The sequence below is a fragment of the Natronorubrum halophilum genome, from assembly GCF_003670115.1.
Taxonomy (GTDB): domain Archaea; phylum Halobacteriota; class Halobacteria; order Halobacteriales; family Natrialbaceae; genus Natronorubrum; species Natronorubrum halophilum.
In genome coordinates this window covers 107,793-128,212 of record NZ_QQTY01000002.1, presented here as the reverse complement: position 1 = coordinate 128,212, position 20,420 = coordinate 107,793, and the positions used below count along the sequence as shown (strand labels likewise).

At 63.8% G+C, this 20,420-nt stretch carries 20 protein-coding genes; 8 read left to right on the top strand and 12 right to left on the bottom strand.

The features are described from left to right. Nucleotides 1–101: 101 nt before the first annotated feature. The gene (gene tmk / locus DWB23_RS06715) at nucleotides 102–704 is read left to right on the top strand and encodes a dTMP kinase (RefSeq protein ID WP_121742065.1); all 603 of its coding nucleotides are present in this window, start codon (nucleotides 102–104) and stop codon (nucleotides 702–704) included. 147 nt (nucleotides 705–851) lie between these two features. On the opposite strand, the gene DWB23_RS06710 is transcribed toward tmk, so the two are convergent. From DWB23_RS06710 to DWB23_RS06700, 3 genes are all read right to left on the bottom strand, one after another. Next, the gene (locus tag DWB23_RS06710) at nucleotides 852–1,307 is read right to left on the bottom strand and encodes an RDD family protein (protein WP_121743030.1); all 456 of its coding nucleotides are present in this window, start codon (nucleotides 1,305–1,307) and stop codon (nucleotides 852–854) included. Between the two features lie 289 nt (nucleotides 1,308–1,596). Then, complete coding sequence (locus DWB23_RS06705; RefSeq protein ID WP_121742064.1) at nucleotides 1,597–1,827, bottom strand: Lrp/AsnC family transcriptional regulator; 231 nt, start codon at nucleotides 1,825–1,827, stop codon at nucleotides 1,597–1,599. Beyond that, on the bottom strand, nucleotides 1,827–2,546 hold the full coding sequence (locus DWB23_RS06700) for a potassium channel family protein (RefSeq protein ID WP_121742063.1): 720 nt from the start codon (nucleotides 2,544–2,546) through the stop codon (nucleotides 1,827–1,829). Before DWB23_RS06700 ends, DWB23_RS06705 begins: the two co-directional genes overlap by 1 nt. A gap of 121 nt (nucleotides 2,547–2,667) precedes the next feature. Between DWB23_RS06700 and DWB23_RS06695 the strand changes: the two genes are divergently transcribed. Further along, complete coding sequence (locus DWB23_RS06695; RefSeq protein ID WP_121742062.1) at nucleotides 2,668–2,898, top strand: Lrp/AsnC ligand binding domain-containing protein; 231 nt, start codon at nucleotides 2,668–2,670, stop codon at nucleotides 2,896–2,898. 218 nt (nucleotides 2,899–3,116) lie between these two features. On the opposite strand, the gene DWB23_RS06690 is transcribed toward DWB23_RS06695, so the two are convergent. The 6 genes from DWB23_RS06690 to DWB23_RS06665 all read right to left on the bottom strand — a co-directional run bounded on the left by DWB23_RS06690 (nucleotide 3,117) and on the right by DWB23_RS06665 (nucleotide 10,082). After that, nucleotides 3,117–3,644: a DUF5813 family protein gene (locus DWB23_RS06690; RefSeq protein WP_121742061.1), complete on the bottom strand. Its 528-nt coding sequence runs from the start codon at nucleotides 3,642–3,644 to the stop codon at nucleotides 3,117–3,119. Nucleotides 3,645–4,054: 410 nt separating this feature from the next. Further along, nucleotides 4,055–4,444 (bottom strand): DUF7522 family protein, encoded by a 390-nt coding sequence (locus tag DWB23_RS06685; RefSeq protein ID WP_121742060.1) that lies wholly within the window; start codon nucleotides 4,442–4,444, stop codon nucleotides 4,055–4,057. 111 nt (nucleotides 4,445–4,555) lie between these two features. Further along, nucleotides 4,556–5,842 (bottom strand): O-acetylhomoserine aminocarboxypropyltransferase/cysteine synthase family protein, encoded by a 1,287-nt coding sequence (locus DWB23_RS06680; RefSeq protein WP_121742059.1) that lies wholly within the window; start codon nucleotides 5,840–5,842, stop codon nucleotides 4,556–4,558. 152 nt (nucleotides 5,843–5,994) lie between these two features. Continuing rightward, nucleotides 5,995–6,723: a hypothetical protein gene (locus DWB23_RS06675; protein ID WP_121742058.1), complete on the bottom strand. Its 729-nt coding sequence runs from the start codon at nucleotides 6,721–6,723 to the stop codon at nucleotides 5,995–5,997. A gap of 3 nt (nucleotides 6,724–6,726) precedes the next feature. Next, nucleotides 6,727–9,348, bottom strand: coding sequence for an alkaline phosphatase PhoX (locus tag DWB23_RS06670; protein WP_121742057.1), 2,622 nt, complete (start codon nucleotides 9,346–9,348; stop codon nucleotides 6,727–6,729). Nucleotides 9,349–9,674: 326 nt separating this feature from the next. Beyond that, nucleotides 9,675–10,082 carry a hypothetical protein gene (locus DWB23_RS06665; RefSeq protein WP_121742056.1) on the bottom strand — a complete coding sequence of 136 codons (408 nt, stop codon included), beginning with the start codon at nucleotides 10,080–10,082 and terminating at the stop codon, nucleotides 9,675–9,677. 205 nt (nucleotides 10,083–10,287) lie between these two features. On the opposite strand from DWB23_RS06665, the gene DWB23_RS06660 reads away from it, so the two are divergent. Next, on the top strand, nucleotides 10,288–11,811 hold the full coding sequence (locus tag DWB23_RS06660; protein ID WP_121742055.1) for an NAD(P)H-dependent oxidoreductase: 1,524 nt from the start codon (nucleotides 10,288–10,290) through the stop codon (nucleotides 11,809–11,811). A gap of 21 nt (nucleotides 11,812–11,832) precedes the next feature. Here the strand turns inward: DWB23_RS06660 and gpmI are convergent, their stop codons facing one another. Continuing rightward, nucleotides 11,833–13,410 (bottom strand): 2,3-bisphosphoglycerate-independent phosphoglycerate mutase, encoded by a 1,578-nt coding sequence (gene gpmI, locus DWB23_RS06655; RefSeq protein ID WP_121742054.1) that lies wholly within the window; start codon nucleotides 13,408–13,410, stop codon nucleotides 11,833–11,835. Nucleotides 13,411–13,575: 165 nt separating this feature from the next. Here gpmI and DWB23_RS06650 point away from each other — a divergent pair, with 165 nt between their 5' ends. Continuing rightward, nucleotides 13,576–15,840 (top strand): cation:proton antiporter domain-containing protein, encoded by a 2,265-nt coding sequence (locus DWB23_RS06650; protein ID WP_121742053.1) that lies wholly within the window; start codon nucleotides 13,576–13,578, stop codon nucleotides 15,838–15,840. A 92-nt stretch (nucleotides 15,841–15,932) separates the two neighbouring features. Next, on the top strand, nucleotides 15,933–16,349 hold the full coding sequence (locus DWB23_RS06645) for a thiol-disulfide oxidoreductase DCC family protein (RefSeq protein WP_121742052.1): 417 nt from the start codon (nucleotides 15,933–15,935) through the stop codon (nucleotides 16,347–16,349). Between the two features lie 101 nt (nucleotides 16,350–16,450). Here the strand turns inward: DWB23_RS06645 and DWB23_RS06640 are convergent, their stop codons facing one another. Next, the gene (locus DWB23_RS06640) at nucleotides 16,451–16,711 is read right to left on the bottom strand and encodes a hypothetical protein (RefSeq protein WP_121742051.1); all 261 of its coding nucleotides are present in this window, start codon (nucleotides 16,709–16,711) and stop codon (nucleotides 16,451–16,453) included. A gap of 127 nt (nucleotides 16,712–16,838) precedes the next feature. On the opposite strand from DWB23_RS06640, the gene DWB23_RS06635 reads away from it, so the two are divergent. Next, nucleotides 16,839–18,110 (top strand): DNA double-strand break repair nuclease NurA, encoded by a 1,272-nt coding sequence (locus DWB23_RS06635; RefSeq protein ID WP_121742050.1) that lies wholly within the window; start codon nucleotides 16,839–16,841, stop codon nucleotides 18,108–18,110. A 44-nt stretch (nucleotides 18,111–18,154) separates the two neighbouring features. Beyond that, nucleotides 18,155–19,093 (top strand): cohesin domain-containing protein, encoded by a 939-nt coding sequence (locus tag DWB23_RS06630; RefSeq protein WP_238717366.1) that lies wholly within the window; start codon nucleotides 18,155–18,157, stop codon nucleotides 19,091–19,093. On the opposite strand, the gene DWB23_RS06625 is transcribed toward DWB23_RS06630, so the two are convergent. Then, on the bottom strand, nucleotides 19,090–19,434 hold the full coding sequence (locus DWB23_RS06625; protein ID WP_121742049.1) for a DUF7113 family protein: 345 nt from the start codon (nucleotides 19,432–19,434) through the stop codon (nucleotides 19,090–19,092). The two genes, DWB23_RS06630 and DWB23_RS06625, sit on opposite strands and share 4 nt — an antisense overlap. Nucleotides 19,435–19,721: 287 nt before the next feature. Between DWB23_RS06625 and DWB23_RS06620 the strand changes: the two genes are divergently transcribed. Continuing rightward, a complete protein-coding gene (locus DWB23_RS06620) occupies nucleotides 19,722–20,363 on the top strand; it encodes a DUF7344 domain-containing protein (RefSeq protein WP_121742048.1) in 642 nt (213 codons plus the stop codon). The last annotated feature ends 57 nt before the right edge of the window (nucleotides 20,364–20,420 follow it).

The following is a 20,420-nucleotide window of genomic DNA, read 5'->3' as shown; positions in this document are numbered from 1 at the left end:
TCGAATGTACGGACGCAGCGATAAATAGCTGACCGCCTCCGAGGTTTGGTCGCCGACGCTCGATAGCGGCTACTAAATAGTTCTCGCCACGACGTGGGAGCATGCTGGTCACGCTCGAGGGACTGGACGGCAGCGGCAAGACGACGGTCCGGGAGGGGCTCCAGGAGCGGTATCCCGATGCGACGTTCACGCGCGAACCGACGGACGACTCGTGGTACGGCGAGGCCGTCTACCGGTCGATCGAGGACGACGACGCCGACTCGCTCGCGGAACTGTTCCTCTACACCGCCGACCACGCCGACCACCTCTCGCGGGTGATCGAACCGGCGCTCGAGCGCGGCGACCTCGTGATCTCGGATCGGTACTCCGACTCCCGGTTTGCCTACCAGGGGGCGACGCTCGCGGCCTCGGACCGACTCGATACCGAGGATCCGCTCGAGTACGTCGTCGACGTTCACGAGCCGTTCTCGGTCGCGCCCGACCTGACGATCTACCTCGATCTCGACCCCGAGACGGCCGCGAAACGCGCGGGCGCGACGAACAAGTTCGAGCGAGCCGAGTACCTCGAGGCGGTGCGGGAGAACTACGAGCGGCTCATCGAACGCGATCCGGAGCGGTTCGTTCGTATCGACGCGACGCAGGGGGCGGACGCGGTGCTCGAGGAAGTGCAGACCGTGCTGGCCGACGTCGTTGGTGACGAGTAACGGAACTGTTCCCCACAGAGAACGGGTTCGCTATCGACCGATAAGTACAGATGTTATAGTGACTGTGTATTTCACTTAAAAATACATCTGAATAATGGTATTTCAGAAAAATTCATCAGTCTGTCATACATAGATTATACATTAATTTTACGTTCGAACAATAACTGTGCCCGCAACGCGATCTCCAATTCGTTGATACCGGTTAGATACGAACAACACTCCTATCCCGGCAATATAGAATATGGGAAGCCAATCAACCAGTCGGAGAAGATTTCGAAGAAACGACTCTCGAAGGGAGAGTGTCCCCCCATTTTTATGCTCTACCTTGATTGAAACAAGATATTTACCAAGTGTTTGACCGTACTTCCACTCAAAAACCGTGTGATAACTGATTGCGAGTACAAACCACAAGGAAAGTCCAAAAACCGCCGCTGTGCCTTCTAAGTCCGCATAAGTTCCATTTCCGGTCTCAATGTTCCCAGTAAGAATCCCGACGAATGGCATCGCAATGAACGTGAGAAAAATCCAAATAAACGAATCGACAAACATGGCAACTCCACGGATACCGACGCCACAGTAAGTGCGATCAGTGTCAGACTCCATCCGGTGAATAGTTGCTATCATAGAATAAAAAGTACTTTGATTAACATATTCAATTTTTCATTCTATATTTTCGGGGTGGTTGAATCAGTCTTGACTGGTTCCGTGTTTGTGATCAATAAGCAGTAGTAGTGAACGGTCGTTCGATCTCTGAATGGATTCGATGGCCGGGAACGCGACTCGAGCACTGCGAGAGGCACGCAACCCGGGGGGAGGGCAGGCTCTTGCCCAGAAAATCACCGCGAGCGAACGGACGCGCGGCGCTTCGCGCCCGCAGCGCAAAACTTCGTTCTTAGTCCATCGCGATGTACGTCTGCGTGCTCTCGACGCCGTCGATACCCTGGATCCGGGTCGCGGAAATCTCCTTGACTGCGGCGGGGGTCTCGACCTGCGCTTTCGCGATGAGGTCGACATCCCCGGCGACGATATGCACGGAGCGAACGCCCTCGATGCCGTCGATGCTGTCTCGGAGCCGATCCGCCTCGCCCGTGTTCGCCTTGATCATGATGAATGCTGTTACCATTAGTTGACACCTCCAGTACTCGAGGTCGCGTCCCTGCCCGCGTTCGCGGTCGCCTGCGCTTCCGACTCGCCGACCAGTAGCTGTCGGACTTCGCTCAACACGTCGTAATCCGCGAGGACGACGAGTCGGTCGTCGGTATCGAGCGAGAGATCTTCGTCCGGAATGCCGAGGTCCTGATCGCGCTTGCCGAATGCGAGGACGGTCGCGTCGGCCGGGAGTTGCAGTTCGCTGATCGTGTAGCCGTTGACCGGGGCCTCGTCGGTGATCGTGAGTTCGACGACCTGCAGGTGCGGGGCGATATCCGCGATCGCGCGGATCGTGCCACCGAGCAAGGCGTTTTTCGCGCCGATGGCACCGAGCCGTTCGGGGTAGATCACCTCGTCGACCTCGTCGGCGTACTTACGATAGATGCCCTCGCGGTAGGCTTCGTCGATGCGCATGATCGTCCGGCAGCCGTAGTGCTTTGCGATCATACAGGCGGTGAAGTTGACGTTCAGGGAACCCGTCAACGCGCCCAGCGCGTCAGCGTCGGCGATACCGGCCTCCTCGAGGACCGTCTCGTGAGAGCCGTCGCCCTCGACGACGGTAAACTCCTGCGTTCGAGCGCGTCGAATCATCGCCTCGTCCCGTTCGATCACCGTCACCTCGTGGCCCTCGTCGCGCAGGACGCGCGCTGTGCGCAGCCCTACTCGTCCAGCGCCAATGATCACGAACCGCATGGACAGGGGTACGCTCGCGCCCGCCAATAAGTTTGCCCCGAGTTACCATGCCAACTGTTCGAACCGTTCGCCCAGCTAGGCAAAGGTTTTAGTCGTGTGATAGTGTACCACACCCAAACAGATGGTTCACGCGTTTATCATGATCAAAACGGCCGCCGGAGAGTCCGAGGGGCTGCTCGCGGCGATCAGGGACCTCGAGTCCGTCTCGGAGGCCCACATCGTCGCCGGCACCTACGACGTCATCGCCGAAGTCGACGCCCCCGAAGTCTACAACGTGCTCGAGGCCGTCTCCTCGGGCATCCAGGCGCTCGAGGGCATAACCGATACGAAGACGTACATCGCGATGGGGTAGCGAACCGGCGAGCTAAAATTCGCTGGGGGCGGTCCTGCACGCTCTCGTTCGCGGTCGACGGCGCTTTGCGCTGATTGCTCGAGGGACCGGGGAATCGTCGCTGGCCGTGACGTCCGATCCCTCGGTGGCCGTAACAACCGATACCTATTCGCTCTATTTACAGCGTGGCTTCGTTTCCTCGCGGGCCAGTCGGTGGCTCGCTCGCGGCACAACCGGTTTTACATCGGCATCCCGCCACGGTCTCCGTCTGCCGCCTGTTGGCCGCGGTTTTGGGCGTTGTCGAGTAGCGCCGCCGCTTCGCCGCGATACTCGTAGCCGGGGACGATCCCCTGGGCGAAGGTTCCCTCGACGTACTCGACGAGCGCCTTCGCGTCCTCGACGCCCTCGGCCGCGTCCCAGGCGACGTACTCGAGGGTCACCGTGACGGTGTTCGTATCCCGGTCGATGGCGGGTTCCTCGTGCGTTCCCGTGCGGGCGACGGTAAACACGTCCTCGAGTCGTCGCTCGAGGGTCTCGAACCAGCCGTCTTCGACGGCTGCGGCGACGGCCTCGTTCGCGACGGCGGCATCGAGCGTCGGGAGGGTTACGGTAACGTGAAACCGCCCGTCCCGCTTTCCCTCCGCCTCGACCGCGGTGACTGCCGTCTCGAAGACTGTCGTCGTGAGGTCGTAGCTGGCGTCGTCGGTCGACTCGAAGGCGTCGTGGGTCTCGAGTTCGCGCTCGACGAGCCCTGGGAGTTCGGTCATTACCGGAACGACGGGCGTGACGGAAAAGGGTGTTACGGGACGAACAGACGCGACGCCTCGCCCGGCGAAACGGGGCGACTAGAAAGCGACCTCGGTCGATGTTCCACCGAGGCGGAATGAAACTGTTACAGCGGGAAAATCGATAGCGGGCACCGGGATCGTTTCACGACCATAGTCGGGCGTTTCCGCGGCAAATGGTCTGCATTACTACAACGGATATCATCGTTTTTCGACGGTATGAGTCTCGATAGACACGCCGCCGAACATCGCCGGTTCGCCCGTCTTCTCGGTATAGACGGCGAGCACGGCTGCGGACTGCCGATCGGTTCCCACTCGAGTCGTACGACGGGCGGAGCCGACACGAACGACCACGAGCGGGGAACGACAGCCGATACGTCGACAGCGTCCCGTTAGTTGACCCTGCGATCGCTCAAGAACGAACGGAGCGCCGTCGCGACTTCTTCGAAATCCTTGACCGTGAGCCCGTCCGTCGTCGCGAAGACGCCCTCGCTGTCGGTGGTCACGCGGATCAGAAAGCCGTTATCGAAGACCCGAATGGTGTAGTTGTAGTCGCCCAGTTCGGAGCCGTCGTAGGCGGTTTGTGCCGTCTTGAAGCCGCGCCACTCGTGGCCGATGAACGTCGAGAGGTCGGCGTCGCGCTCTAAGTCCTCGCGGAGATACACCTGCTCGTAATCGTCGCGGGTGAAGTACGTAACCGATCGCAGGCTATCGCCGACCGCAGTCCGACAGGTTGTCACGATCTGCTCCGCGGTATCGTCGGTAAGTATTCCTGTAGGCATAATTCATCGATCGAACCCAGTCACCTTAACGACGGGGGCTGTTGTCGACTCGCTGAGAACAAAACCGCAGGCGGATGTATCGACCAGTACGCCGAGCAACGACGCTGATCGTTACGTCAGTTCGATCGCCTGCTCGAGATCGGCGATCACGTCGTCGACGTCCTCGATCCCGACCGAGAGACGGACGAGGTCGTCGGTGGTGCCGCTCGCGAGTTTCTCCTCCTCGGAGAGTTGCTGGTGTGTCGTGCTCGCGGGATGGATGATCAGCGTCTTGGCGTCGCCGACGTTCGCCAGCAGGCTCGCGAGGTCGACCCCGTTGCAGACCGTCTCCGCGGCGTCGTAACCGCCTTCGAGGCCGAACGTGATCATGCCGCCGTACCCGCCTTCGAGGTACTCCCTCGCGTTCTCGTGGGTCTCGTGGCTCTCGAGGCCGGGGTAGTTCACCCAGGCGACTGCGTCGTGATCCTCGAGGAACTCCGCGACGGCCATCGCGTTCTCGCAGTGTTTGTCCATCCGGAGGGGCAGCGACTCGAGTTTCTGCAGGGTCGTCCAGGCGTCGAACGGCGACTGTTGGTTGCCCAGATCACGAAGCCCGCGGGTACGGGCGACGATCGAGAACGCCTGATCGCCGAAGGTTTCGTGGAAGTTGACTCCGTGGTAGGCCGGATTCGGCTCGGTGATCTCGGGGTAGTCGCCCTCGTCCCACGGGAACGAGCCCCCGTCGACGAGCACGCCGCCGACCGTCGACCCGGCGCCGTGGAGCCACTTCGTCGTCGAGTTCCAGACGAGGTCGGCGCCGTGCTCGAGCGGCCGGCACAGATACGGCGTCGCGAAGGTATTGTCGACGAACAGCGGCACGTCGTGGTCGTGGGCGATATCCGCGATCCGCTCGATATCCGGCGTCACGAGCGCCGGGTTACCGATCGTCTCCAGGTGGACGAACGCGGTGTCGTCGTCGATCGCGTCGTCGTAGGCCTCGTAATCCAGCGTGTCGACGAACGTCGTCTCGACGCCCCGCTTTGCGACCGTGTGCGTGAGATAGGTGTAGGTCCCGCCGTAGAGCGACGACGCGCTCACGATGTTGTCACCCACGTCGGCGAGGATGAACGTCGCGAGGTCGAACGCGGCCATCCCCGACGCCGTGGCGAGCGCGCCGACGCCGCCCTCGAGGGTCGCAATGCGCTCCTCTAACATCGCGTTCGTCGGGTTCATGATCCGCGAGTAGATGTTCCCGAACTCTTCCAGGCCGAACAGCGCGGCCGCGTGGTCGGTATCCTCGAACTCGTAGGAGGTGGTCTGATAGATCGGCGGCGCTCGAGCCCCCGTCGTCGGATCGGGTTCCTGGCCGGCGTGGATGCTGTTCGTGGCGAACTTTTGGGTATCCGGATCGTCTCCCATACCCCCCCTGTTGTCGTCGAGGAGTGTAAAGCTGCCAGACGAGTGTGGTGGGTGTGTAAATCGTTTCAGTTGTTCCGATAGCCTCGAGCCAGCCTTTCAGAGAGCCATACCGGAATCGATTCGGGCCGTGACAAAAGAAAGCGTTGGGAGCGTCAGGTGCGCCGTACGAACAGGACGGTCGCGACCGTCGCGAGCGCTGCGATCGTGACTCCGGCCGCGAAGCCGGGGACCGAGTCCGAGTCGGCTTCCGACTCCGTTCCAGTTTCCGTGCCGTCGTCGTTCTGGGACGATGATCCGGCCGCCCCGTCGCCGACGGTCACCGTCCCCGCCTCGAGCGACGGTTCGATGGCGCTCCCGCCGTCGGCGTCGATCTGTAGATCAGTGACCTGCAGTTCCGTCTCGCCGGGCTCGACGCCGGCGACGTCGATCTCCGCCAGCGTGACGTCCGTCGCTCCGGACGTAATCTCGTCGCCGAGGTCGGCCGCTTCGACGGTGACGGTCCGACCGTCCGCGCTCACCGCGGGATCGGTCGTCAGCCCGAAGTGGTCCGGGTAACTGGCGTTCGTCACCGTCGCGACGTCGCCGGACTCCAGCGCGAGCGTGACCTCGAATCCCGCCAGCCCCTCCGGCGCGTCGGTCAACGCGAGACGGTGCGTTTCCGTGCCGGTAGGATCGACAGTCGCGTCCGAGACGACGAGTTCGGCGTCGGTCGCGCTCGAGGCGTTGCTCCCCTCGCTTCCGGCGACCGAACCGATCGCTATCGCCCCGAGTGCGACGAGTACGACGGCGACGACGAGCACTCGAATCGCTCGCCAGCGGCCAAGTGAGTGACTCGCTCGTCGAACGGCGGAGGCCGGTGGATCGACGTCGTGACAGTCCATCGGTTACAGTTCGTCGTACAGCGCGACGGCGTCGTCGTAGTCGATGCGTCCGTTCTCGTTGAAGTCGAAGGCCTTGTCGTTGAGCTGGACGGAATCCGCCTCGATGTGCTCGAACAGGACGACCACGTCGTCGTAGTCGAGTCGGCCGTTGCCGTTGACGTCCTCGAACCGACCGTCGCCGTCGGGATCGGTCGGAGCCCTGCCGCCCGGTCCGCCGCCGATCGCCGGCGGACCGGTGACGACGACGCCGGGGCGGGCTTGCGGTTCGATGGGCATCCCCGAATCGTCGTCCAGTTCGTGCACGTCGACCGTGATATCGGCCGTCCCCGTGCCGACGCCCTCGAGTTCGAGCGTCGCCACCGTGACGTTTCGTCCGCCGGACTCGATTTCGTTCTCGAGATCTGCAAAGCGGAACTCGACCGACGATCCGTCGGCGCTGATCGACGGGCCGGCGGTGAGTTCGAGCGCGTCGTGATAGCTGGCGTCGACGATCTCGGCGACGTCGGTCTGGTCGACCGAGACGGTGACGCGACCGCCCGCGAGGCCGTCGGGTACCGACGAGAGCGTCAGGTCGGCCTCGCCAGTCGACTCGTGACTGATCGCCACCGAGTCGACGCTGAGGACCGCTGGCGGCTCGTAGACCCACAGGGCGTCGTTTGGATACGAGCGGCCGAAGCTCCCCTTGTCCTCACAGAGGAGGACGCGGCCGTCATCGAGCACCATGACGTTGTCGACGTTGATGGGTGCCACGTCGAGGGTCGACTCGGCGTCAGTTGCGTCGGGGCCGACGACCGCGGGTTCGAGCGTCGAGACGTTGTAATCCTCCTCGAGTTCGGCCCGGTAGACGACGCCGCCGTCGACGCGGTCCATCCGAATATCGCCCTCGTCGTCGCTCATACCGTCGTTGAGCTCCGAAATCCCTATGTAGAGGAAGTCGCCGGGCTCGGCGTCGTCGAGCGAGTCGATTCCCTCGGCCTTGCGGAACTCGATGGTGGCGCCGATCTCCTTGGCGGCCGCGCGGGTCTCGAGGAAGGGGACGCGGCGCAGGTCCTCGTCGACGCCGTCGGGGCCGCGTTCCTCGTACTGTCGGGCCCATTCGAGAACGTCCTCGTCAGTGATGTAGTTCCGATTGCCCTCGACCGCGACCGTCTCGTCGGCCTCGGCGAGCGCAGTCTCGAGGTCCTCCTCCCAGTCGGTCTCGGCGTGGGTCTCGAGGTAGTCGACCTGCGTGACGTCGTCGTAGTCGGCGATCCAGGACTCGACCTCGGCGTTGCTCGCGGTGCCGAGTTCGATCCACTCGATCTCGAGGTCGACCTCGGCCGGCGGGCGATTTGTCGCAGCCTCGTCGTTGGTCACGTGGACGGCGTACAGCGTCCCGCGGACGTTCATCCGGTCGTCGTAACTCGGGATCGGGTCCTCGGCGACGAATTTGTAGAGGCCCTTGTTCGCCCCGTCGGAGGCGAGATAGACGGTCCGCTCGTCGGGCAGGAACTCGGGACACTCGAAGGCGGCCCGACCCATGACGTGGTGCTTGACGGGGGTCGGTTCCGCGGCCGTCGGATCCGTGACCTCGACGATGCGACCGTACCGGTAGGGGTTGGGGTAGACGTCGCCGATCGGGTCCGTCGTATTCGTATCGCCGTCCTGATCGACGGGGTCGGCGCCGAGGTAGTAGGCCAGCATCTCGACGCCGCCCAGCGCCCACGTCCCCTGCGGATTCCAGCTATCGTCGAACAGTTCGTCGAGCGCACCCGCGATCTCGGTCGGGTTCGGCCGGTTCCAGAACGCCGCCGCGCCGCGCAGGCCGACGCCGCTACCGGCCTCGACGATGTCGTTGACCGTCGCCGTCCCCGACACGCGCGGATGGCTGTAATCCTCTTCCGAGGACATCGGCGTTTCCCACGGACTCAGGTCCCCGTAACAGTTGATTCGGGTGCCGCCGATCTCGCGGAAGCGCTCGAGATTCTCGAGTTCCATCGCGTGCTCGTGGTCGGCCTCCCAGCCGTCCTCGCCGCGGCTGATCGGCGTTCGGCTGATACAGCCCGGACTCGTCTCGTTGTTCGTAAAGAGGTAGCCCTCGAGTCCCTCCTCGTCGGTCGAGACGAAGAAGTTCATGTCGGGGTTGTAGCCGACGTCGCCGTACCGGCTGCCGACGAACTCGCCGAGATCGGTGCCGTCGGGCGTCTGGGGGTGGCCCCACCGCTCGTCGCCGCCGTTGATCGCGTCGCCCTCCTGGACGAGGATATCGTACTCGCCGCCGGCGACCTGGACGCGCTCTTGTGCCGCGTTCGATCGCGGGGCCTCGAGTTCGTCGAACTCGTCGCTTCTCCCGTTGAACGTGAACTGGAGACCCGCGAGGACGCCGACCGCCGCCGTGTCGTACGGCGCGGGGTTGTCTCGACTCGGGTGCTGGAGGCTGAACAGGACCTCGCCGTTCTCGAACACGAACGGACCGGTGACCTCGGCGCCGTGGGCCGTGGTCGCGAGGCGCTTGATATCGCCGTTGATCCGCGGTGCTCCGGGCGTGTCGCCGTCTTCCTGTCCAGTCACGGTACCGATCGCACCGATGCCGATGGCGGCCGCCGCCGAGCTCGCCATCAGCTTCCGCCTGGTAAATTCGACCATGCAGGCGGAGAACTCCTTCGTTGTGGTATCAGATTTTATAATATTACTACGGGGCGTAAAGTCATACGATAGTGGAGTTTGTATTCCTCGGTAATGAGACTGGATCCAATGAGAGCTATATATCCATTTCAGACGTGTCGAACGACAGGCGCGTGGAGGCGGCGACGTGCGGGAAGCAGCCCTCGAGTCGACGGTGGTCGACCCGGTGAACACCGGTGTCCCGTCGCTCACCGTGCCGAAAGCGAGCGGCGCGGCTCACGGTCTGGATACCGCGTCGGGGAGAAGAGCGGGCGACGGTCGGGTCGATGCGGCGGCAGCGCAGGCGACTACTCGAGGTCCCGGTTCGTCGCTTCGGTTCGGATCTCCGCGGCGCGGTCGCAGACCCACGTGCAGTAGCGTTCGATTTCCTGCGGCGTCGTTCCGTAAAAGGAGGCGACCCAGTTGACGTCGGCCCAGGGCATCGTCACGAGGTACGCCGCGAGGGTGTCCTTACCGGCCTGTACGACCTCCGGGGGAACGCCGCGCTCGCCGGTGCCCTCCTCGACGAAACCGTTGACGTCGAAGTAGACGTCTGCGTACAGACGGGCGTCCTCGAGTCCGTCGAACGCGATATCGGTGTGTTCGGGTGCCTCGAATCGATAGCGCCCGTCGGTCTCGCTGACGATGCGAACGCCGAAGACGTAGTCCTCGACGACTCGGTCGGTGGTTTCGGGGGTGGGGTCGGACGTGGACATCTCCGTGGACCCACTCGAGTTCGAAACGGTATTGAACGTTGATATGATGGCTATTGCGCGCTCACGAGAGGTTCGTACCGATACCGGGTCGCACGGGTTCGAGGGCGCGTTCGAGTCGCAGGTGAATCGCCAGCGCTCCGCGACGAAGTCCATCAGGCCCTATCTTTTCGGACATCGCCGTCGTTATGGGCGGGTACGACGCTGAATGAATGTCTTGATCATCCTCGGTCATCCCCGAACCGACAGTCTCTGCGGCGCGCTAGCCGAGGCCTACCGAGACGGAGCGCTCGAGGCCGGCGTCGAGGTCCGAGAGCTCGCCGTCGCCGACTGCGAGTTCGATCCCGACGTTCGCGCGGAGTCGCCCGCCGACCAGCGAATGGAACCCGATCTCCGCGAGGCCCAGGAGCGGATTCGCTGGGCGGACCACCTCGTCTTCGTCTATCCGAACTGGTGGGGAACCATGCCGGCGCGGCTCAAGGGTTTCTTCGACCGGGTCTTTACGCCGGGCTTCGCGTTCTTCGAGTACGACGAGGGAGAGGGTGCGGGCCACGAGGAACTGCTTTCCGGTAGAACCGCCGAACTGATCGTCACGATGGACATGCCGCCGTGGGTCTACCGCTGGATCTATCGCCAGCCGGGCAACAACGCCGTCAAACGCGCGACGCTGGGCTACGCTGGCGTTCGAACCACGCGGATTACGAACCTCGGCCCGGTCGAATCGTCGACCCCCGAGGAGCGCGAGGGGTGGCTCGAGAAGGCGACTCGGCTAGGCCGAGGGCTCGCCACCGGCCCGGAGTCTCGGTCGACTCGAGTCCGGCAGACGGCGACCGCGTGGCTGAAAGCCCTGCGACTGCAGTTCTATCCGATGTCGTGGGTGGCGTACACCATCGGCGCGCTGGCGGCGGCGGGCTCGAGCGCCGTGCTCTCGTCACCGGTCTACTGGCTCGGATTCGCCTTTCTGTTCTTCCTCGAGGCGGCGACCGTCCTGAGCAACGAGTACGTCGACTATCCCTCCGACCGCGAGAACGGGTTCGCCGGACCGTTCACCGGCGGCTCTCAGGTACTGGTGGACGGCGAACTGAACTTCGCCGACCTCCGGCGCGGAATCGGGGTCGCGCTCCTGCTGGCCGTTGCGTTCGGCGGCGTTGCCGTCGCGGTCGGTCCCGGCTCACCCGTCGCTGCAGCGGCCGTCATGGCCGTTCTCGGGCTGCTGGCGCTGGGATACACGATCCCGCCGCTCGAGCTATCGTACCGCACGCTCGGGGAACTGGACGTGGCCGTCACCCACAGCGTCGGCGTGTTGATCTGCGGCTTCGTCCTCCTCGGCGGCGCGGCGACCGATCCGCTGCCGTGGCTTCTCTCGATCCCGTTCTTGCTGTCGGTGCTTCCGTCGATCACGCTGGCGGGCGTTCCGGATCGCGCCGCGGACCGCGCCGTCGGCAAGGAAACGATCGCCGTCCGCTTCGGCATCGACGGCGCTGCGACGGTCGCGATGGCGACCGCGATACTCGCCAGCCTGACGGCGATCGTCTGGGTGGCGTCGGGCGTGGCCGGCGGCGCCTACGGGCCGCTCGTCCTCCTCAGCGTTCCCCACGCGTCCGGACTCGTCTGGCTCCTGCAGAATCGGTTGCGCGGTCGGAGCGAGCCCGCGCGTATCGACGGGCTGATGGTCGCCTCGCTGGGGTTTCTGGTCTGGTTCGGCGTCGTCCCGCTGCTCAACCTCGTCTGAAACCGCGCCGCAGTACCGAGACTACTCGAGCAGCGATTCGCCGGTCATCTCGGGCGGCTGCTCGAGGTCGATCAACTCGAGGATCGTCGGCGCGATGTCGGCGAGCGTGCCGCCCTCGTGGATCGTTCGACCGCCGTCGGAGCGCTGCTCCGACGAGGATCGCGAACCGTCGCCGGTTCGCTCACCGCCGGCAGTGCCATCGGGAGCCACGTAGACGACCGGTACGAGGTTGTACGTGTGTGCGGTGTGCGGGTCCTCCTCAGTCCCCATATCGTCGGCGTTGCCGTGATCCGCGGTGACGATGACGTGCGCGCCGGCCGCTCGGAGCGCGTCCGTGAGCCGACCGAGTTCCGCGTCGACGGCTTCGACGGCCTCGATGGCGGCCTCGTAGTCGCCCGTGTGGCCGACCATGTCGGGATTGGCGTAGTTGAGCACGAGGACGTCCGGATCGTCCGATTCGATGGTATCGATCGCCGTGTCGGTCACCTCGGGTGCGCTCATCTCGGGCTGGAGGTCGTAGGTCGGCACGTCGGGACTCTCGACGATCCGTCGAGTTTCGCCGTCGAACTCGACCTCGCGGCCGCCGTTCAGGAAGTAGGTGACGTGGGCGTACTTCTCCGACTCGGCGATCCGAAGCTGCGTCTTTCCCGCGTCGGCGAGCACCTCGCCGAGCACCTGTTCGGGCTGGTTCGGCGGATAGGCGATCGGGAGATCGAACGTCTCGTCGTACTGGGTCAACATCACGACCTCCGTCTTCGGCGGGTCGGTCTCGAACTCGTCCGCCCAATCCTCCGAACGAATGTCCGCGAGCATCCGCGTGAGTTGCCGAGCGCGGTCCGAGCGGAAGTTGAACCAGACGACCGAGTCGCCATCCTCGAGTGCGGGTTGACCGTCGACGGCGGTCGGTTCGACGAACTCGTCCGTCTCGCCGCGATCGTACGACGCCTCGACGGCGTCGACGGCCGACTCGGCGGTCCACTCGGTCTCGCGCTCGACGATCGCGTCGTAGACTCGCTTCGTGCGCTCCCAGTTCTGGTCGCGATCCATCGCGTAGTACCGGCCCGAGACCGTCGCCACGTCGCCCGTGCCGTGTTCGGCGACGACCGACTCGAGGTCCGCGAGGTACTCTCGACCGCCGGTCGGCGACGTATCCCGTCCGTCGGTGAAGGCATGCGTGACGGCCTCGACGTCGCGATCCGCGGCCAACGCGATCAGCGCGTGCAGGTGCTCGTGATCCGAGTGAACCCCGCCGTCGCTGACGAGTCCGAGGAAGTGGACGCGACCCCCGTTTTCGCGGGCGTGCTCAAATGCCGCATTGATCGCGTCGTTTTCCCGGAAGGATCCGTCCGCAATGGAATCCGAGATGCGGGTGTACTCCTGGTGGACCACGCGCCCAGCCCCGATGTTGAGGTGGCCGACCTCGCTGTTGCCCATCTGGCCCTCAGGGAGGCCGACCCGTCGACCCGCGACCTCGAGCGAGCCGTACGCGCCCGACTCCGCGAGCGAGTCGAACGTCGGCGTTTCGGCCGCGTCGACGGCGTCTCTGCTCGTTCCATCGCCGAGTCCCCACCCGTCGAGGATGATCAGCGCTGCATCCATGTTCGACGGGTCAGCAGCCGCGGGTAATTAGCTGTCGTTGTCGTCGGGCCGATACCTTCCTCGAGCGCAGCTATACGTTCTCGATACTGTCACAGACCGCTTACTGGGGACTGAAGTATGACGGTGGTGTAGCATGCGGGGCGACAGCTACTGCGAGTGGACTCCATGGAAATTATCGAACCGCTCGGCCACCACGAGCTTTACCTCGTTATCGTACAGCTCGCCGTGTTGCTCTTCGTCGCACGGATACTGGGCGAAGCGTTCAGTTCGATCGGTCAGCCGGCGGTCGTCGGCGAACTCCTCGCGGGCGTGGTCCTCGGACCCTCGCTGCTGGGGTTCGTCGCACCGGGCGTGTACGAGACGCTGTTCGTGGTTTCGGAGAGCCAGTTTCACCTCCTCGAGATCGTCTCCTGGATCGGCCTCATCATGTTGCTGGTCGTTACCGGCCTCGAGACGGACATCGACCTGATTATCAGTAAAGGGCGAACGGCGATCTTCCTCTCGCTCGGCGGTATCGTGGTGCCCTTTACGACCGGCTTCCTGCTGGGGTGGTACCTTCCGACCGAATTCATCGCGTCGCCGGACCAGCGGGTCGTGTTCAGCCTGTTTATCGCCACCGCGATGAGCATCTCCGCGATTCCGGTCATCGCGAAAATACTCATCGAACTGGACGTTATTCGTCGGGATATCGGACAACTAATTCTCGCAGCGGGGATGGTCGACGATACGATCGGATGGATCCTGCTGGCGACCGTCGCCGGACTCGCTCGAACGGGCGTCGTCGACCTCGGTTCGGCCGCAACGACCGTTCTTTCGGTACTCGTCTTTCTCGGCGTCGCGTTCACCGTCGGCCGACGCCTGATCGCGAGCACGATCAGATGGGTCGACAACGCCATCGGGAGCGATACCGCGTTGCTGTCGACGCTGATGATCTTTACACTCGCCGCGGGAGCGATCACCCAGTACATGGGCCTCGAGGCGATCCTCGGCGCGTTCGTCGTCGGCATACTGGTCGGCCAGGTGAAACGCTTCGACTACCAGGTTCGACACACCTTCGAGACGATGACCCTCTCCGTCTTTGCGCCGCTGTTCTTCGCGATCGCGGGGTTGCGGATGGACGTTTCGTCGTTGACCGATCCGACCGTCTTCACCGTCGGTCTCGTCGTCCTCGTCGTCGCGTGCGTCGGAAAATTCGGCGGTATCATGGGCGTCTCGGGACTGGCCGGACTCTCGAAGTGGGAGGGGGTGACGATCGGCGGCGGCATGAACGCTCGAGGGGCGATGGAGATTATCGTCGCCACGATCGGGCTCGGGCTCGGAATCCTGACGACGAACATGTACAGCATTATCGTCATGGTCGCCATCGTGACGTCGCTGATGGCCCCCGCGATCATGCGCTGGTCGATTCCGAAGATCGAAATGGGTGCGGAGGAGCGGACCCGAATCGAACGCGAGGAGTATTTACAGGACAGCTTCGTCAACAATCTCACTCGAGTGTTGTTGCCGACGCGGGGAACCGTCGATACGCGGTACGCCGCCCGGCTGATCAGCCCGTTGCTCCGGCACCTCCAGACCGATATCGATCTCCTCTGTGTCACGAACTCTGACGCGTTGAGAAGCACACGCAGTCGGTCTCGGAACTGGCTCAGGCATCCCTTCCTCGCTCGAGAGCGGAACCGATCGGAGAAGACGGGACCGAAACAGCAAATCGAGTCCGACGAGGCCGAGTCGACTTTCACGCGGGTTGAAAGCAGACTGGGGGAACAAGAAGGGACGATCAGACGGCTCATACAGGAAACCAACGAGAGCGTGGCGGACACCATTCTGGAGAACGTGAACGCCGGATACGACCTGGTGGTTCTCGGCGAACGAACCCTCGGTAGCAACCCCAACAAGCCGCTGTTTAGCACGACCGTCGATCACGTCGTCCAGGAGACGCCGTGTCCGGCCATGGTCGTTAGCACGTCGGAAGCCATGAAACGAGAGCCGGCGCTGGTAGACGAACCGATCCGACGGATTCTGTTGCCCGTGATCGGGACCCAGGCGAGTCGACACGCCGCCGAAGTCGCGTTTACCATCGCAGTCGAGGAAAACGCCCTGGTCGAAATCGCGCACGTCGTCGCCGGCCCGCAATCGGGCGACCAGTTCACCGGAAGAGCCTCCCTCTCTCAAGAGATAGAGATCGGCAATCAGATCGTCGACCGCGAGGCCGAACTCGGTCGACAACTCGGCGCAAAGGTCGTGACCACGGTCACGGTATCGGATACCCCCGGTTCGGAACTCGTCGACATCGCTGATCGTAACGACGCCGACGTGATCCTGATGGGATCGAACACGCGACCGGTAACTCATCGAGCGTTCTTCGGCCCCAACGTCGAGTACGTGGTTCGCAACGCGACCTGTCCGGTGGCGGTGCTTAGCTCACTGTGAGTTCGAACACGGGACCGCGTAGCGACGGGGCGACGCTCGAACGCGGCTGATCGGAACGCTGAACTGTCTCACGCCCGAACGGACGACAATCGATGGGAACGGACATCCCGGACGACGAACCGATCGTCCTCTTCGACGGCGTCTGCAACCTCTGTCACGGCTTCGTACAGTTTATCGTTCCCCGAGACACCGAGGGGCAGTTTTACTTCGCGTCGCTGCAGTCCGCGGTGGGCCAGCAGTTGCTGGCCGACCACGGCCTCGAGGATCACGACCTCGAGTCGGTCGTCCTGATCGAGGGCGACGACACGTACGTCAAGTCGGCGGCGGTGATCCGGATCGCGCAGTTGCTCGGCGGCGTCTACCGACTGCTCGGCCCCTTCCGATACCTCCCGCGGCGGTTGCGAGACCGGATGTACGATTTCGTCGCCGCCCACCGCTACCGGGTGTTCGGACAGAAAGAGCAGTGTATGATGCCGACCGGAACCATACAGGAGCGATTTCTCGAGTGAGGGCGTTTCTGATGAACAGATAAGAAATACGTCATACTTCCGCGCGATCAATACTCGAGGAAATCGGTCGACCGTCGCTGTCGCGTCAACGGAGTCCGATTCTAGTCGCGGCGGTGATCGTAGGTCGCGCCGCAGTCGCCACAGACGGTGCACGTTCCGGGTGTGGTCCGCTGGGCGAAAACGGCCCCACAATCGTCACAGACCATGTAGAGGCGATGCTCTGGCGGGGTTCCAGCTTCGAACGTCATTCGGACCCAGGCGTCCGAGTTGGCTTCGTCGTACAGCGTGACGGCCGCGCCGCGCTGTCGCCAGTTGATCGCGTGATCCTCGGTTTCGATCGCTTTCATCCGTCGCTTGGACATCGGGTATCACCATTCATACCAGCATCACGTATACGTTTTCTGATAATAATTTACCCGCTCTCGAGTTACACCCGCGACGGACCGGCTGACCGCTGACTTTTTGCGGGTGGGATGTGCGCCACCACACATGACGCTCGATCCGGTCCACTTCGACGGCATCGCGCGACTCGCGAGGCGGATCGATCACGGGGCTGACGAGCGCGACCGCCGCGCGTTCGCCGAGACGGTCTGGGAATCGTTTCTCGACCCGCTCGCGGACGACGGCCGGACGGTCGTCGAACCGGTCGACGAACGGGTTCGTCGGCACGTCGACTGCGAAGACGTCGCCCTCCACGATCGGCCGTTCCCGACCGAGAACGGGCTCGACGCGGGGACGATCAATCCGACGACGTTCAAAAACGGCCTCGTCATCGACATCGCCCAGGCGGCGATGAGCGCGACGCCGAGCGATCTCGACCTCCACCGCTCCCGGACCACCGTGATGACGGTCCACTCGAACGACACGACGATGACGGTCGACGAGACGTGGGGAAAATTCGACGCGGGCTACAGCCAGAGCCGCGCCGTGAAGATTCCACCCCTCCCGCGATTCGCCGAGGGCGTCGTCCACGCGCTCGCGCTCTACCTCGCCGAGAGCAAACACGCCCGCGATCACGCCGCGGACGTCGAAGACCTCCTGGTGCTCGACGGCCCGCTCTACCCGCGCGGACTGCTCCGCTGGGCGGATCAACACCCCGACCTCGCTGACTTCCTGATCGAGGATCCGCGGCCGACGACGGTCCTCGAGAACTACATCCGACTGGTCGAGCGGTTCATCGATCGGGGCGTTCCCCTCGTGGGATTCGTCAAGAATCCGGCGACGCGCGTGATCACGCGAACGCTGAAAAACAAGCGGGAGATCGACGTGAGTACGCCGTGGAACGACGACTCGGCCCTGTTTACGCGATTGCTCGAGCGCGGCGAGTACGTCGACGATATCGACGGCACGCGCTGGGAACGGGACGAGTCGGCGCTGACCTACACCAACTGGTTCCGCTCTCGAGGCGGCGTCGATCGACCGCTGTCGGTCGACGGCGACGCGCTCGGCGTCGAGCGCGAACGGCCGCTCGAGGACTACGAGGTGACCTTTTTCGTCGTCTACGACCCGCGCGACGACCTCGTCTATCGGGTCGAGGCGCCCTACGCGTTCACCCGCGATCCGGAGACGCGCGATCGGCTGACGATCCAGCTGTTACAGGACGTCGCGATCGCCCACGGACCGCCGACGATCGTCGAGAAGGCCGACGAACTCGCTCGAATCAGCCGCTCGGAGAAGGCGTCGCTCCGCGAAACGCTCGAGACGCAGTTCGACACGTCTCAGGACCGGACCTACGACGATCACCGATGGAACGTGGAGTAGGAGTCCTACTCGCGTAAGAACCGCGATCAGGGGAGCGGAAACGTGTGAACGGTAGTAGTGGCCATCGAGACCGTCACACGCGCAAGTGCGACACGACGACGCGGACGAGAGCGGCGAGACCGCTGCACGCACTGATACCGAGGACACCGCCTAAGTTCACGGGTACTGAAACGAACGCAAACGAGTTCGCCGGACAGCAGTTCACCGACTCACATGAGACAGTTACCCAGCGGACGGACGATCGCGAGCGGTGCCAGCTACTGCTCGTCGCGACGGCCGTCGCCCTACTCGTCGTCTCGGCGCTCGGAATCGCCGTCGGGACGGCCCTCGCCGGCGATCAGGTTGCGGTCATCACGCCGTCGCCGCACTCCGTCGAGGCCGACCCCGGCGAGGAGTTCACGATCGAGGTGGAGATGGTCAGCGACGGCGGACACGGCGGCGAGGGCGTCGAAGCCGTCGATCTCGTCGCCCAGTACCATCCCGACTACCTCGAGATCACGGATATCGAGGCGGGGCCGTGGCTCGAGCAGGGGGAAGAGACCGACGTCCACGTCGAGACGGGACTCACGCACGAGGAGGGGACGGCGGTCCTCAACCAGTACCGAGCGCCCGCCGCCAACGGGGCGACGGGTACCGGCGAACTCGCCACGTTGACCGTCGCGGTCGCCGAAGACGCCGACCCCGCGGACGCGGTTATCTCCTTCGACGAGAGCAGCGTGCAACTCGTCCGCGAATGGCCGTTGCCGATCCACGAGCAGGGCGTCACCGTCGAGATCGACGGCGGCGGCGAGGACGTCTCGTCGTTCTACAATCCGGATCCGGACGAAATCGAGACGACGGAAACGGACGACGAAGCCGTCACCGATAGCGAATCCACCGACGACTCGGTGCCCGGGTTTACGGGCGGCCTCGCGGCGCTGCTCGCCATCGGTGGTACATTCGTCGTCGCTCGAGGGGCGCGTCGAACTCGAAGTCGGGACTAATCGCCCGTCTCGGACGCGTCCTTTTCGACCTCGAGGGCCACGGCCGTGGGGTCGATGCCGATTCGAGCGAACTGCGTCCGGACGTGTTCTCTCGCCCCGTCGAGGGCCTGTTCGCGGGTGTCGAATCCGCGCGGCATGGGCGACTCGAACGCGAGATTTACTTCGCGGCCGTCGACGAGCTGCGTCGAACCGCCGCTGTCGACCTCGTAGAACTCGTCACAGACCCAGACGTACGCGGCGTCTTCGTCCGGAGCGCCGCGGAACGACGGCGCTCGTTCGCCCCGTTCGTACAGCGTGCCGGTGAGTTCGGTTCCGCCGGCACGACCGCGTACCAGTATCATACCCGTCCGTAGGGCACGTGACTGCAAAAAGACCGTGCCCGGAAGCCGATCGTGTCCGCTCGCCAGCACGCTCGAGATGGGAGGCGACGGCGATCTGGCCACCTCGTTCCGACGCCGCGTGGAACGGAACCCGCTAGTACCTCGTTTCCCGATCGCGTGATACTGCCAGTACGAAGCTGTTTCACGATCACCAGGGATTACCCACGTATTATAAGGGTAATAACTCATTCCCGACCCAAATCGTTTTGGAACCGTGCTTATCCCCGCTGCAGTTGTTAGTGCGAATAATGAGTTCGGATGTTCACTTCGGCGGAGACGGGAGACGGGGCCCACTGGAAAACGTCCCGACGGAGTGTTACGATGTGCTTTGTCATCCACAGCGAGTCCGTCTCCTCGATATTCTCGGCGACCATCAGACCCGGCTATCACTGGCGTCGCTTACGACGGAGCTCATCGAGAACGGGCAGTTCGACGTCTCGAACGGACGGGCGCGACACGAGGTCCGAATCGATCTCGTTCACAATCATCTGCCGCGACTGGCCGAGTACAACATCGTCGAGTGGGACGCCGAAACCGGTGTCGAACTCGCCGACGAACCGCCGGTCCATCCGAACGACCTCTCGACGCTGCTCGACCTCTACGAGAGCGAAAACGGCGATCAGCTGCTCGAGGCGCTCGTCCACCCGGTTCGGATGCACGTGCTCTCGAGTCTGGCGGAGCACGACCGACCGCTGTCCGTCGAACAACTCGCATCGACCGTCGCCTCCCAGGACGTCGACTCGCTCTCCGACCCCGAACGCGCGAAGCTCTCGCTCTACCACGCGCACCTCCCGTTGCTGGCGGACATTGGCGTCCTCGAGTTCGATCACGAGTCCGGGCTGGTCACACGACACGAGAAGACGATGTCGACCGTCCAGATCTCCGACTAGGACCCTCGTCCGCGGGTAGCCTCCGCCTCGCTGTCCACACGGCCCCCATCCGTGCCA

Coding starts and splice junctions, on each gene's coding strand:
- tmk (WP_121742065.1), top strand. CDS start 102: ATGCTGGTCACGCTCGAGGGACTGGACGGCAGCGGCAAGACGACGGTC.
- DWB23_RS06710 (WP_121743030.1), bottom strand. CDS start 1,307: ATGGAGTCTGACACTGATCGCACTTACTGTGGCGTCGGTATCCGTGGA.
- DWB23_RS06705 (WP_121742064.1), bottom strand. CDS start 1,827: ATGGTAACAGCATTCATCATGATCAAGGCGAACACGGGCGAGGCGGAT.
- DWB23_RS06700 (WP_121742063.1), bottom strand. CDS start 2,546: ATGCGGTTCGTGATCATTGGCGCTGGACGAGTAGGGCTGCGCACAGCG.
- DWB23_RS06695 (WP_121742062.1), top strand. CDS start 2,668: ATGGTTCACGCGTTTATCATGATCAAAACGGCCGCCGGAGAGTCCGAG.
- DWB23_RS06690 (WP_121742061.1), bottom strand. CDS start 3,644: ATGACCGAACTCCCAGGGCTCGTCGAGCGCGAACTCGAGACCCACGAC.
- DWB23_RS06685 (WP_121742060.1), bottom strand. CDS start 4,444: ATGCCTACAGGAATACTTACCGACGATACCGCGGAGCAGATCGTGACA.
- DWB23_RS06680 (WP_121742059.1), bottom strand. CDS start 5,842: ATGGGAGACGATCCGGATACCCAAAAGTTCGCCACGAACAGCATCCAC.
- DWB23_RS06675 (WP_121742058.1), bottom strand. CDS start 6,723: ATGGACTGTCACGACGTCGATCCACCGGCCTCCGCCGTTCGACGAGCG.
- DWB23_RS06670 (WP_121742057.1), bottom strand. CDS start 9,348: ATGGTCGAATTTACCAGGCGGAAGCTGATGGCGAGCTCGGCGGCGGCC.
- DWB23_RS06665 (WP_121742056.1), bottom strand. CDS start 10,082: ATGTCCACGTCCGACCCCACCCCCGAAACCACCGACCGAGTCGTCGAG.
- DWB23_RS06660 (WP_121742055.1), top strand. CDS start 10,288: ATGAATGTCTTGATCATCCTCGGTCATCCCCGAACCGACAGTCTCTGC.
- gpmI (WP_121742054.1), bottom strand. CDS start 13,410: ATGGATGCAGCGCTGATCATCCTCGACGGGTGGGGACTCGGCGATGGA.
- DWB23_RS06650 (WP_121742053.1), top strand. CDS start 13,576: ATGGAAATTATCGAACCGCTCGGCCACCACGAGCTTTACCTCGTTATC.
- DWB23_RS06645 (WP_121742052.1), top strand. CDS start 15,933: ATGGGAACGGACATCCCGGACGACGAACCGATCGTCCTCTTCGACGGC.
- DWB23_RS06640 (WP_121742051.1), bottom strand. CDS start 16,711: ATGTCCAAGCGACGGATGAAAGCGATCGAAACCGAGGATCACGCGATC.
- DWB23_RS06635 (WP_121742050.1), top strand. CDS start 16,839: ATGACGCTCGATCCGGTCCACTTCGACGGCATCGCGCGACTCGCGAGG.
- DWB23_RS06625 (WP_121742049.1), bottom strand. CDS start 19,434: ATGATACTGGTACGCGGTCGTGCCGGCGGAACCGAACTCACCGGCACG.
- DWB23_RS06620 (WP_121742048.1), top strand. CDS start 19,722: ATGAGTTCGGATGTTCACTTCGGCGGAGACGGGAGACGGGGCCCACTG.